The organism is Paenibacillus sp. EB106-06-01-XG199 (assembly GCF_058791575.1).
The window spans coordinates 463,002-476,394 of the sequence record NZ_JBYTDQ010000004.1 but is presented as its reverse complement, the minus strand read 5'-3'; the positions used below and the strand labels follow the sequence as shown (position 1 = coordinate 476,394).

Annotated in this window: 11 protein-coding genes; 9 read left to right on the top strand and 2 right to left on the bottom strand. The window is 43.6% G+C overall.

Translation table 11 applies throughout. The annotated features are described in order from the left end of the window. The first annotated feature begins 9 nt into the window (after window positions 1–9). Together AC3WT9_RS17175 and AC3WT9_RS17170 are read left to right on the top strand one after the other, a co-directional pair. Complete coding sequence (locus tag AC3WT9_RS17175; RefSeq protein ID WP_341090863.1) at window positions 10–1,068, top strand: glycoside hydrolase family 130 protein; 1,059 nt, start codon at window positions 10–12, stop codon at window positions 1,066–1,068. 194 nt (window positions 1,069–1,262) lie between these two features. Next, the gene (locus AC3WT9_RS17170) at window positions 1,263–1,457 is read left to right on the top strand and encodes a hypothetical protein (RefSeq protein WP_492407771.1); all 195 of its coding nucleotides are present in this window, start codon (window positions 1,263–1,265) and stop codon (window positions 1,455–1,457) included. Here the strand turns inward: AC3WT9_RS17170 and AC3WT9_RS17165 are convergent. Next, on the bottom strand, window positions 1,423–3,138 hold the full coding sequence (locus AC3WT9_RS17165; protein ID WP_341090866.1) for a cache domain-containing sensor histidine kinase: 1,716 nt from the start codon (window positions 3,136–3,138) through the stop codon (window positions 1,423–1,425). The two genes, AC3WT9_RS17170 and AC3WT9_RS17165, sit on opposite strands and share 35 nt — an antisense overlap. 19 nt (window positions 3,139–3,157) lie before the next feature. Then, entirely contained in the window at window positions 3,158–4,678 is a 1,521-nt protein-coding gene (locus AC3WT9_RS17160; protein ID WP_341377689.1) for a response regulator transcription factor, read from the bottom strand. A 223-nt stretch (window positions 4,679–4,901) separates the two neighbouring features. Here AC3WT9_RS17160 and AC3WT9_RS17155 point away from each other — a divergent pair, with 223 nt between their 5' ends. The 7 genes from AC3WT9_RS17155 (at window position 4,902) to AC3WT9_RS17125 (ending at window position 13,197) form a co-directional block, all read left to right on the top strand. Next, complete coding sequence (locus AC3WT9_RS17155; RefSeq protein WP_341377691.1) at window positions 4,902–6,617, top strand: extracellular solute-binding protein; 1,716 nt, start codon at window positions 4,902–4,904, stop codon at window positions 6,615–6,617. 21 nt (window positions 6,618–6,638) lie between these two features. Further along, window positions 6,639–7,529: an ABC transporter permease gene (locus AC3WT9_RS17150; protein WP_341377692.1), complete on the top strand. Its 891-nt coding sequence runs from the start codon at window positions 6,639–6,641 to the stop codon at window positions 7,527–7,529. Window positions 7,530–7,585: 56 nt separating this feature from the next. Beyond that, window positions 7,586–8,425, top strand: a complete 840-nt coding sequence (locus AC3WT9_RS17145; RefSeq protein WP_341377693.1) for a carbohydrate ABC transporter permease — start codon at window positions 7,586–7,588, stop codon at window positions 8,423–8,425. Window positions 8,426–8,794: 369 nt separating this feature from the next. Next, complete coding sequence (locus AC3WT9_RS17140) at window positions 8,795–9,691, top strand: alpha/beta hydrolase fold domain-containing protein (protein WP_341090873.1); 897 nt, start codon at window positions 8,795–8,797, stop codon at window positions 9,689–9,691. Between the two features lie 215 nt (window positions 9,692–9,906). Continuing rightward, window positions 9,907–10,617, top strand: a complete 711-nt coding sequence (locus AC3WT9_RS17135; RefSeq protein ID WP_341090874.1) for a winged helix-turn-helix domain-containing protein — start codon at window positions 9,907–9,909, stop codon at window positions 10,615–10,617. Further along, the gene (locus tag AC3WT9_RS17130) at window positions 10,607–12,070 is read left to right on the top strand and encodes a sensor histidine kinase (protein WP_341090875.1); all 1,464 of its coding nucleotides are present in this window, start codon (window positions 10,607–10,609) and stop codon (window positions 12,068–12,070) included. Before AC3WT9_RS17135 ends, AC3WT9_RS17130 begins: the two co-directional genes overlap by 11 nt. Continuing rightward, entirely contained in the window at window positions 12,067–13,197 is a 1,131-nt protein-coding gene (locus tag AC3WT9_RS17125; protein ID WP_341377694.1) for a WD40 repeat domain-containing protein, read from the top strand. Before AC3WT9_RS17130 ends, AC3WT9_RS17125 begins: the two co-directional genes overlap by 4 nt. Window positions 13,198–13,393: the final 196 nt, after the last annotated feature.

Genomic DNA, 13,393 nt, shown 5'->3' with positions numbered 1-13,393 from the left:
GAGAGATAAATGGCAGTAATACGCTCAGAACATAATCCTATTGTCAGGACGAGCGATGTGAAACCTTCACGGCCGGACTTTAAAGTGCTGGGAGCCTTCAATGCCGGAGTTGCTGTTCATGGAGAAGAAACCATTCTGCTGCTCCGTGTGGCTGAAGCGCCGGTCAGCAGCGCCGAAGGAGAGGTGCCGGTCCCGAAGCTGAATGAGGATACAGGAGAGATTACGGTAGAGCGTTTGTCCTCAGGCGATGAACGGTATAATTTCAGCGATACCCGGTTTGTAGCGGAGAAGGGCCAAATGGTGATGCTGACCTCCATGTCCCATCTTCGCGTGGCACGCAGCAAGGATGGCATCCATTTCACCGTGGAGGATCAGCCGGCAATCTTCCCGCAGACGGCGCTTGAAGCCTGGGGAGTGGAAGACCCGCGCATCACGCAGATCGGACATAAGTATTACATCACATACAGTGCGGCTTCTTCCCGCGGGGTAGGCGTAGGCTTGGCTGAGACATACGACTTTGTAACGTACAAGCGCCACGGAATAATCCTGGCTCCGGAGAACAAGGACGTGATGCTGTTCCCTGAGAAAATTGGCGGAAAATACTATGCTTTAACCCGTCCGGTGCCGCATTCCTTCGGTGCGCCGGAAATGTGGATCGCAGAATCGCCGGACCTGCTGCATTGGGGCAATCACCGTTTCCTGATGGGACTCCGCAAGGCGTCCTGGGACGGTGGCAGAATGGGCGGCGGAGCCGTACCGCTCCGGACTGAGCGGGGCTGGCTGACATTATACCATGGTGCCGATACCAAACATCGGTATTGTATGGGAGCCGTACTGCTGGATCTCGAAGATCCGGGCAAAGTCCTGGCACGTTCGACCCGGCCGTTCATGGAGCCGGAGGCAGATTATGAAGTGAACGGTTTCTTCGGCGGCGTGGTCTTCTCATGCGGTGCCCTGTTAATCGGGGATACCGTCCGCATGTATTATGGAGCTGCTGACGAAGTCATGGCAGTTGCCGATATTCAGCTGAATGATATTTTCGATACTCTGTTAAATGAAGAGAATTAATTAGAATTGCAGCTTACTTTGAGAAATCTAAAGGGATAACATCCCTTTGGATTTTTTTGTTTAGATTGCAAGCGTAGTACCGTCATTCTTTGATTCTAGTCCAGCGTAGCTTAAATAAGCATATTTACCGTATTATCAAATGATTATGAACTGGCATGATGAGCTCACAAGAAAAATTACAGGAAAGAAGGCTAATGAATATGAGAATGACAAAGACATTTAAAATGCAGATTGCTGCTAAAAATGTGAATTTGTACAAATGGGTAACTGAGATGACTCCAGCTGAATATGAATCCTTTTCAAAAGGTCACAAGGCAATGGGCAGTTATTTTGAAGATGGAAAATTCTATATGATTAATGTGGAAAATATGGGGAATAAGGAATTTTGAGTGTAACTTGAGTCCCTTCCCCGACAGTACTATGGATCGTCAGTCCATACTGCTCGCCGTACATTAGAACCGCCCGATCATTTACATTTTTAAGTCCATAACCTTTAGATTGAGATTTAAGCAAAAGAACAAGCTGCTCTTCCTCCACTCCAACCCCATTGTCAGTGATCTGTAGAACAATACTTTGCTCTTCTTTCTTGGCTGAAAGAAGTATTATTCCATCACCGTCTTCGCGGTTTTCAATTCCATGAATGATCGCATTTTCGACTAAAGGTTGGAGCATCAAATTAGGCATACGGCAAGAAAGAATGGAGTCATCAATCTGATAGTCCACTTTGAAACTGTTGCTGTGCATAATCAATTGGATATTAATATAGGACTGTACATTAAGAATTTCATCCGAAATCAATATAAGATTGTCTCCCTTATTGAGAGTAGTACGATAAAATGTGGATAAAAGCTGGGCCATTTCGCTGATATCCGTCGCATGGATTCGCAGTGCTCTCCAATTAATTATAGAGAGGGAATTGTATAGGAAATGAGGGTTGATTTGCGCCTGCAAAGCTTTCATCTCATATTCCTTGCGTGCGATTTCTGCCACATATACAGTATCAATAAGCGTCTTGGTTTTCCCCACCATATTTCCAAATCCTCTGATCAGATCACCAATTTCATCTTTAGACTCGCTAGAGACTTTAATTTCTAAATTCCCTTCTCCAACAAGCTTCATGCTTTTATGCAGCCGGTGAATAGGCAACATAATTCTACGGGAAAAGAGAGTGCCCGCCACGACAACTGCCGCGATGCAGGCGGCAATCATCAGCAGGACGATCAAGGCAATCGACCATGCGGATTTTGTAAATAGACTTGTCGGCTTACATAGGTATACCTTCCATCCCGCAAGTGGGATAACAGATGTCAAGACGGTGTAGCTCTCTCCTTGCCAAAGCAGCCTATCTGCTGCCTTAGCGGTATCCGGAATATCCGGTATTTCATAGTTGTCTCTTGAGGAATAGACAGTATTTCCGCTTGAGTCCAATATAAAAATCTCCGAACCGTGAGATTGGAGGGGCTCAAAAGTTGTGAATAGCTTATCATAGTTAACCCGTGCAAATAGAATATTATCTTTGGGGTTTCTGTGTTTCGTACTAAGGATTCTGCGGACACTGTAAATGTTTTTTTCACTGGCAGACCAAAGAACATCAACCGATTTCATTACATTCGGGTACCAGGAGGTACTCCTTATTTCATCCATAGGGATTACGGTGTTTCCGTGTTGAGGTAAATTAGTCCCGGTATAAAGCGTGATTTGTTCTACTCCAGGATTCAAGTAACGTGCAGTATAGAAGTTCTGATCAATTACGTTCGTTAACTGATTATACATTTCATATTCACTGGTATAAGTATTGTTGGAGGCATTTATAATTTCCTGATTGAAGCTCAGAAAGTTCATTAATTTATTATAAACATCCAGTTGATTGTTTACGGCTAAGACACTTTGAGTTAATGTGGCATGTAGATCGGCTTTTGCTTGCCGCACTAAGAGGGACCTGGTTTTCGAGAAGCAAAAACTTCCGAGAACAATCACAGGAATCATACTTACCAGTAAAAAGGAAAGCTTTATTTTGGTTTGAAACCGAAAATCACCAATTCTCTGTTTAAAAACCCGCCATAGCTGCATACTGTTCTCTCCCAAGCTGTTATTTCTGATGCAACTGCCGGAATTTCTCAGGAGTTTGCCCGAAAAAGTCTCTGAAATTTTGGCAAAAATAAGAAACGTTTTGGAATCCCACTTTATAGCAAATATCCGATACTTTTAGATGGGTCTGCATCAGCAAGTTTTTTGCTATTTTCATCCGAACGTTCTTAATATACTTATTTAATCCGTATCCCGTATGTTTTTTGAAAATTGAACTTAAATAATGGGGAGACAAATGTACCTTTGCAGCAAGAAGATCCAAACTCAAATCCTCGCCATAATGATCCCCGATGTACTGCTTTACAGAGGCAATATCCCGATTTAAAAATTCCGAACTGCTGTACTCTTGTTCAAGACTAGCAATTCCTTCGAATATGATTTCTTTTATTTCCTTTAATTCCTCGGATTTGTATAGTTTTTCAATACCTCGACTGAGCTCTATTTCAGTGACAGGTGCTGAATAAGTCATAATTTCCTGATACAAAGAGGAGAACATGTACTTGACATATAATTGTGAAAATTGAAGCTGCTTCGCATATTTTTGATACAATAAATCTGTATTGGCTCTAAGACTAAAAAAATCCCTATTCATCAAATCACTTCTGATTTTGTCTAATAGATCATTATCTGAGAGTTCAGGGAGCCTATCATCAGCAAAATAAAAATCTTTTTTGACATCAAATACAAAATAATCCGGCGAGAAGAACCGGTATTCCATCAGTTGATCTAATTGAATCAGAGCCGTTGAAAGATCTGGCAACATGGTGATTTCATCATGAATAGCAAGGTAGCAATTCACTTTATATTTCTTTAGTATGCTGTCTCGTATATGCATGCCTAATTCATGGGAGGAATTGAAAGACCAGGATTGAGGCTGGCAAAACAGCAGCAGACTTTGACAATCATTTAGATTTAAGTAATCCATCTGCCCCTCTAACAAAGACAAGATAAATTCCTCGAAATCCGGTTCGGCATTCTCAAAAAAATTCTTTTCAAATTCCATCAAAACTATTCCATGATATTGATTGGGCAGACCGAATGAAACATCCTTCATTAAGGACGGCATTCCCAAGCCGTTAACCAGATTAAAAAGCACATATTTCTTTACACAATTTTGTTTGATTTGCGAAGCGGCATGTTCCTGTTGTTGGTCCATTAACTGATCCATTACTTTTTTCATGGTATTTTGAAAGGCTTCAACATTGATCGGTTTGAGGAGATATTCCGAAACACCGAGGGAGATGGCGGTTTTTGCATATTCAAATTCGGCGAAGCCGCTGAACAGAATAACCTTCAAGCTGGATTGAAGGCCTAAAGCCTTTTTTGAAAGCTGCAGTCCATCCATAAATGGCATCCTAACATCAGTAAAGAGAATATCTACGGACTTTTGCTCTAAATAATCGAGAGCCTTTCGTCCGTTTTCCGCCGTCACGACATGGAGGGGAAACCCCAGTTCATGAATGAGAAATTCAATACCCTCCCGTTCTTCCCTTTGGTCATCTACTACTAATATGCTTAACATAGCGGTCGTCCTCTCCAAGCGCAGTATGCCAAACCCAGTAATTCATTTTGATTGTACCATGGTTTAAATGAATTCAATCAGCGGGCAAAACAAGTTGCTTAAAGTGAGTTATATATTTGTGTAAAACGCAATTTATTTGCGTATACGGTCAAATAGCCATAGTTCTACAATTAAGATGCAAGATAATATGGGTTCTGTTCTTATCATTAAGGGGGATTATGTAATGAAATCGAAAGTCAAAAAGTCTGCTTCTATCTTGTTGACAGCGCTTTTATCCGCTTCGCTTGCAGGCTGTCTAAATTCCAATTCCAACAATACCACCAAAGAATCTGCGGTCAATTTGAATGATCCGGCATGGAAGAAAGCCATGACGACACCCTATGAAGCCTATCCTGAAACCGTTAACTATACGGTTGGAGCGACAGCAACTAGCTATACGCCGCTTGAGGGGACAACTTACGAGGGGGATAATTCCACCAACAATGTGTGGACGAGATATTTTAAAAATAAGCTCAATGTGCAAAACGAAGTTGCATTTGAAGCGAATGACGGCACGGATTATGTTCAAAAGGTTTCGATGGCCATTGCAGGGGGCACAATCCCTGACATCATGGTAGTCTCCGACCAGACCACTCTACAACAGCTCTATGAGAACGATCTGATTGCGGATTTAACGGATGCCTATAAAAACTGTGCCAGCGACCGAATTAAAGAGATTTACGATTCCTATGATGGCCGTGTTCTGGAGACCGCCAGATTTGACGGTAAAATAATGGCGCTGCCCACTACTGAAATTTCACACGGCCCGGGTGTACTTTGGTTGCGTAAAGACTGGATGGATAAACTGGGCCTCTCTGAGCCCAAAACGATGGATGATGTAGAAAATATTATTACTCAATTTCTGGAGAAAGATCCCGGCGGCAATGGAGCCGGAAAAACGGTTGGTCTTGTGGTCGATAATGAAAATGTTGCCGGAATATCCGGGGGGCAGTACGAATTGAACAACATTTTTGCGCTGTATGGCGCTTTCCCAAAACAATGGATTAAGGATGGAAGCGGCAAGGCGGCTTATGGTTCCGTGCAGCCTGAAATGAAACCTGCCCTTGCAAAGCTGGCGGAGCTATACAACAAGGGATTGATTGACCAACAATTTGCAGTGCGGACACCGGACGACCGAAAGGCGCTGCTTACCAGCGGAAAGAGCGGTTCGTTCATGGACAACTGGTGGGGAAGCTGGACGGTGGCGGATACGCTTAAATTGAACCCGGATGCCAATTGGGTTTCCTATGTGGCTCCACAATCGGAGGATGGCTCGGTTACGATGTTCACCGGAAATCCTGCGAGTAGTTACCTTGTGGTCCGGAAGGGGTTCGAGCATCCGGAGGTTGCTGTGAAAATGGCCAGCCTTCAGTTTGATTACCAGCGTTATCTGGAAAAAGACGCAACCATTTTGAAGCAGTTTGAGGACTACAGCAGCAATAATATCGGTGGATCTCCGCTGGCCATGAATATCGATTACTATGATGCATTTTACCGTAATGTCGGGATTTATGAGGATGCGCTAAAGACTGGTGACAGCAGCAAATTGATCAGCAACATTGATAAGAACTCCTACCGCTCCTACAAAAAATATCTGGACAGCGTGAAAAACGGAGAGAAGCCGGACCCGACAGCGTGGGCTGGGTATACTTCAAGCATTACAACTGCCAACCTGGTCAAGAATTCAAAGGTTAAGGAGATTAACCCTATCTTTTTTGGAACAACGCCTTCCATGGCGCTGAAGTGGCCGACATTGACGAAAATGGAGCTTGAAATGTATTTGAAAATCATTACCGGAGAGCAAACCCCTGATGCATTTGATAGTTTTGTGAGCAGCTGGAAAAAAACCGGCGGCGATACGATTACAAAGGAAGTCAACGAAGCACTCACCTCCAAATGATGCTGAAAGAGATGATTCTTGATGAAAAATAAAAAAGACCAAACGGCGTTCCACCTTATGCTCGCACCGAGTATGGTATTCTTGATTATTTTCTCCTTCATACCGATGTTCGGCATCGTAATGGCTTTTCAAAATTACATTCCGGCCAAAGGTATCAGCGGATCAGCATGGGTGGGACTTGATAATTTCAAGTTTATGTTTCAAATTCCCGACAGCCGGCAGATTTTAATTAACACAATGGTAATCGCCATATGGAAAATTATTGTGGGAACCTTCGTTTCGATTGTATTCGCCTTATTGTTAAATGAAATCTGCGTACGTTTTGCCAAAAAGTTTATGCAGACCGTTGTGTATTTGCCCAATTTTCTTTCCTGGGCCGTATTGGCTACAGTCGTGATGAATATTTTTTCGTACGAAGGACCGGTCAACGCATTATTGGGATGGCTTGGTATTGATCCGGTTTTGTTTATGGCCAGCAATCATTGGTTTAGACCTATGCTGGTGCTGACGGATGTGTGGAAAGGGTTTGGATATGGCTCCATCATATACTTAGCCTCATTGACGGCTATTGATCCGGGACTTTATGAGGCGTCTTCCATCGACGGAGCCAATCGTTTTAAACAGCTGTGGTATGTGACTTTGCCCGGCTTGATGCCTACCATATTACTTGTTACGACTTTGAATTTGCCCAATGTACTCAATGCCGGTTTTGACCAAATTTTCAATCTTTATAATCCCTTGGTTTACGCAACCTCCGATATTATTGACACTTATGTATACCGGGTAGGCTTAGTGGAGAGACAATACAGCTTAGGTACAGCTATCGGGCTCTTACGGTCTGTTGTCGGAATCGTCCTCATTCTTTCTGCCAATAAGCTAGCTCAAAAGTTAACAGATTATCGAATTTTCTAATGAGGGAGGTATTTTCCATTTACGCGCATTCCATAAAAAGCCGAATTGCGGACATCATGATCTGGATATTGCTGATAGCTCTCACTTTGTCCTGCCTGATTCCTTTAATTAATCTGGTTGCTATTTCGTTCAGTGACAACGCGGCGGTTTCTGCCAACATGGTAAGTATTTTTCCGGTTCATCCTACGTTCAGTTCCTATGAGAAGCTATTCTCGGACAGCCAGTTTTGGCGCTCATTTATGATTTCGGTAGAGCGGGTTGTCCTTGGTTTGATTGTCAACATGAGTCTGATGATTCTGGCCGCTTATCCGTTATCCAAAAGCTCAAAACAATTCCGGGCGCAGAAGGTGTACATGAATATTGTGATTATCGCCATGCTGTTCTCCGGGGGGCTAATTCCAACCTTTATGGTAGTCAAAGGGCTTCATCTCCTCGATTCTATCTGGGCGCTGATTCTGCCGGGAGCCGTGGCGGTCGGGAATGTCATTCTATTGATGAATGCATTCCGGGCCGTGCCCAAATCCTTGGAGGAAGCTGCAACCATTGATGGGGCTTCGCAGTGGAGAATTCTCTCAACCATATACGTGCCTGTGGTTTTGCCTACAATTGCTACAGTAACGCTGTTCACGATTGTTGGGCATTGGAATGATTATTTCGGCGCTTTGGTGTATATAAATAAAACGTCAAACTATCCGCTGCAGACGTATATCCAGCAGCTCAGCGTAGACGCGCAAAATATAACCGATCCGCAAAAGCTGATCGAATACGCCAAGATTTCAAACCGGACACTAAATGCCGCCAAAATTGTTGTCTCCACATTACCGCTGCTCTTAATTTACCCTTTTATGCAAAAATATTTTGTTACAGGAATTGTAGTAGGTTCGCTTAAAGAGTGAGGTGTAGAGTTATTATTCTAGAAAATACAGCGTTCAAAAAGCGACTTGTCTGCGGATAAGTTGCTTTTTGACTTTTTTCCAGGCAATGGAATCCCTCCAAAAAGAAGCATGCTGCTGCAGAGTTGTATCCATCCGATTTTTATTTCTTTTCGTTCTATTTTTCCGTTACCTTTATCCAGCATAACATAAGAAAGGTCTCCCTCATGAATGACAGCAATGTTGGAAAGCACTGTAGTTCTTCAGTAGATATTGATATCGGAAGCGGCTGTTGGAGTTATACGGCGCTCAATGCTATTTCATACATAAGTATGATACACTGCTCGATATAGAAGATTAGTAATGCTACTTATATACAAGGAGCTGTTAACAGTGGATCAGAAAGCAGCGGATATTGCAGCCAATGAAACACCAGAAGGAACACAGATTCTATATGGGGAATTTGCGGAGGGAGGTACCTATTATTCCTGTACTTACCGCCCTGATGTAGTTTACGCAACATACGGCGATTTGGACAGAAAACTGCAAATTATTATGCCAAGCCGCAGTGAATACAAATTTCCTCTAGTCGTCTTTATCCAAGGTTCTGCATGGAGACAACAGGATGTTTATTCCGGCATTCCTAATCTCTCTCATATTGCGGCAAAGGGTTACGTGGTGGCCAGTGTGGAAATCAGAGACACCGGTATTGCACGTTTCCCGGCTGCCGTCGAGGATGTGAAGTGTGCGATCCGGTTCATGCGCAGGAATGCTGAGGAATATGGTGTTAATCCGGACCGCGTAGCGGTATGGGGTGATTCATCCGGCGGACACCTATCCTTAATGACGGGACTTACTATGGGCGACTATGATAATGGCCTTTATAGTGAACAGTCAGACGAAGTCAGTGCAGTGATTGATTATTATGGGGTCTCGGATCTGCTGACCTTAGGGAAGTACAATCATATTCTTGACCACGATGCAGCCGATTCCCCTGAAGGCTTGTTTATTGGCGGAAAGGTACAGGAACATATGGAATTGGCGAAGAAGGCGAGTCCCCTTCATCAGGATTTGAATAAACCGCTTCCGCCGTTTCTGATCGTGCATGGAGACAGTGACCAAGTTGTACATATCAATCAGAGTATAGAGATGTACAAAGCTTTGAAAGCGCATGGACAGAGCGTTTTATTTTATAAAGTAGCAGGCGCAGATCATGGACCAGGCTTCTGGAATCCTCAGGTGCTTGACATCACGGGGAAGTTTTTATCTGCTCACTTAAATCGGCCGTGATGAGGAGAGCGGTATATCCTTCAAGGAAGAGACTATAACAGGCGGCAGACTAATGTGGATATGCGAGAATGTTGAGACTTAAGAATAAAACCGTTGGCTTCTAAAATTAGCGGCCGCCGGTTTTATTTATATTCAAATTGATTATTTCCATACAAATAGGTAACATAAATATCAATGTCAAACTAGGCATGAGTACTACAAGGAAGGGGATTCTAATGAATAATGCAAAAATTCTTATCATTGAGGATGACGCACCAATTGCGGATTTGCTTTCATACGGGCTCTCCATGGAGGGTTTTAACACTCGTATTGCAGCAAGCGGCGCCTCAGGAATGAGTGAAATACAGTTATTTCAGCCGGATCTGCTGCTTCTGGACTGGATGCTTCCTGATCAAAGCGGGCTGGAGATATGTAAGAAGGTAACCTCCGAATATAACATTCCCATCCTTATGATTACCGCTAAATCAGATATTACCGATAAAGTGCTGGGTCTTGAATTTGGAGCAGACGATTACATTACCAAACCTTTCGACCTGCGCGAAGTGATCGCACGCGTGCGGACAATTCTTCGCAGAATTGAGCAAGCAAACACCGGACATAAAGGCGAGGCAAATACAGAAGGTTATAGTTTCCATGATATCGAAATTCTTGCTGAAGAACGGGTAGTAAAGAAAAACAGCCGTGATATTGAACTGACTCCGAAGGAGTATGACCTGCTGCTGATGCTGGTCAGAAATCCGGGAAGAACCTTCACCCGATCCGAATTGCTTGACAGCGTATGGGGATATCATTTTGCAGGGGATACCCGCACCGTGGATACGCATATCCAGCGGCTTCGCAAAAAACTGGATGCGCCGGAATATATTACGACGGTATTCGGAATCGGATATAAGTTTAAAAAACAGGTGCTTCAGCATGATACGTAAAATCAGCCATAAGTTCCTGCTCGGGTTATTGTTTATTTTCCTCATTTCTTTTATGGTGCTGAGCCAAACGGTACAAGCATTCATTCGGACAAGCAATCAGGACCTGATTACTTCGGAGCTGGTGGGACTCAAAACAAACAGTAATGTGTATGTCCGCCAAGCGTTTCTGATCAATCATTATTCTAGCAATGAATTGTATTTTGGGGAAATGGCCGAGGAATTGGGGAGCAGTCTGAATCATGCGACAGGGAATACCGTAGGCGTATACACGGTTAAAGGTGAACTGCTGTATGCTTCGGACAAGTCCGTCTTCCAGCAGACGGAAAGCAAAGATCTGCAGGAAGCAGTATCAGGCAAAACCGCATACAGTATCCGGGACAATGAGAATCAAACCTCTGTTATGTTTTCTTATCCCGTGGTTATTGACGGGGCTAAAGTCGGCATTTTGCGATATTATAAGGATTTCACCCAGCTTTATCAGCAGAGTAATCGAATTCTGGATATAACACTCTATATCACCTTGGCAATATTCTCAGCCGCCTTTCTATTTTCATACATTTTGTCCCGGCATATTACACTTCCGCTTGGCAAGCTTGCCCATGCCTCTTCCCAAGTGAAAAACGGAAATCTGGACGTCCGCATCCGGTTTAAACGAAAGGATGAAATCGGCCGGCTGGCGGAAAACTTTAATGATATGATCGAGCAAATCAGCCGGCAGGTCAATATTATCAGCAAAGACCGCGACCATCTCAAAGAGCTTCATCAACAGGAAAAACGTTTCTTTGATAATATTACCCATGAGCTTAAAACGCCTTTAACCTCAATACTTGGATATGCCGAGTTAATTAAGATTAACGGAGAGCGTGACCGGAGCTTTTTTGAAAAAGGCATGAATCACATCATAGAAGAAAGTAAACGGCTGCATGCGATGGTGCTGAAGCTGCTTGAAGTCTCACGTCAGGTGAAGAGCGATGGTTTAGAGGCAGTGGATGCCGGCGCTATCCTTCGGGATGTCTGTGACTCTATGGCTATGCGGGCGCAGCGATATAAAAAAAGGATCCGGGCTGACATCGAAAGTGACTTATGGATCATGGGTCAGACTAACCGGATACGCCAGCTTTTCATTAATCTGATCGATAACGCCATTAAATACAGCTGGGCATTCTCGGAAATAGAAGTGAAAGGTCTTTACGCTGACGGCAAAGTCCGGTTTGTCTTTGATAATCCAAGTGATGCAATCAGCGAGGATCAACTATCCAAACTTTTCGAACCCTTCTATTTGGCCCATTCCGAGGACTCAGAAAAGGGAAGTGTCGGGCTAGGACTAAGCATTGTTAAGTCTATTGTTGATGAACAAGAGGGAGTGATTTCCGTCATCAGCCAAAACAACCATACGGTTGTTACTGTAGAATTCGGCAGTCTGAAAGCGGCAGAGGAGGGGAACAGTCTATGACCAGGAGATATTCGGGATGGATGTTCGGAACTTTTCTTCTAATAATTTTGTTATCCGGCTGCAGGGCAGGAGTTCAAAGCGAAACCGTAATTATTCCGGATAACGAGGAAACCGATCATGCGCCTCAGAGTTCAAGCTCTTTCCAGGTTAAAGCCATTTACCGGCTGCCGGATGAATATATGAATGAGGGGTACTGGCTGGGCTGGGACTCGGCCGATTCGATTGTCGGTTTATTCAAGACTTCAGGCATACCTGAACAATTTAACTTAAAACGGTTAACCTATCCTTATGAACACAGCGGGAATATTAAAGAGATCAGAAGCAATCCTCAAATGGAGCTTTCTCCGGACGGGAAATATGCCGCTCAGACAACCGCCTCCAATACTGGCTTGAAAATGGTCTCGTTGAAGGACGAAAAAGAAACGGAGATCAAAACACTCAGCATCGGCGGTCAAGAGTATGTGCAGGATATATCCTGGTCTGGCAACAGTCAATATCTAAGTTATTTAGTACTGAATGCCTCTGAAGGTGAAAAAAGCAGCGTACACATCTATGATATGCAGACCCATGCTTCCAAAAAGTATGAATTTAAGGATTTTGAGAAAGGGGATACTCTTCTCAGCATAAATGTTTCAGATGATGGCCGCAGCGCATTGTTTACCTTGTTTGAATCCAACCGGCCGGGGAAAACCGTTATTAAGTTCGGAAGGGTGACGGGTTCTAACATTGAGATCATCTATAAACATGAAATTGGGCGGGAACAAAATACATGGATTAGCAACGATCAATTTGCATTTCTCGGACCGGATGGAACTCTGTATGAATATGATCAGAGAAACAGTGAGCTTTCCGTGATTCTGGAAAACGTATCTGCATTTAAATTTTCAGATAACAGAAAATTCATTGCTTACTCCTTGAAGGGTGAAGATGCTGTATACGTCGGCAAAATGCAAGGTAGAAATGTTTTGTACAGAGAACCTGTATACCATGGGATCGTGCCGTTGGATACGTATTGGAACATGGATAATACAAAGCTGTTGATTCAGGGGTCCAATGCTTTCGTAAATTCTCATGCCGTGCAAACCGATTTCACGAGAGGACCGTCGTTTATTATTGAACTTGAGTAATTATTGTAAAGCCATAAAAAGTTAGCAAAGCAGCGATCCTCCGGTTAGTGGAGGATCGCTGCTTTGCGTTTTTGGTCATTGGCGGCTGCATTGTACAAAGAAACCGCCCCCTTTTTTTGTTCAATAAAGCAGGCATGCTTGTGACAACTTGTTTACATCCTGATCAAACTTTGGCGACATCTCGGCTCTATAGTGA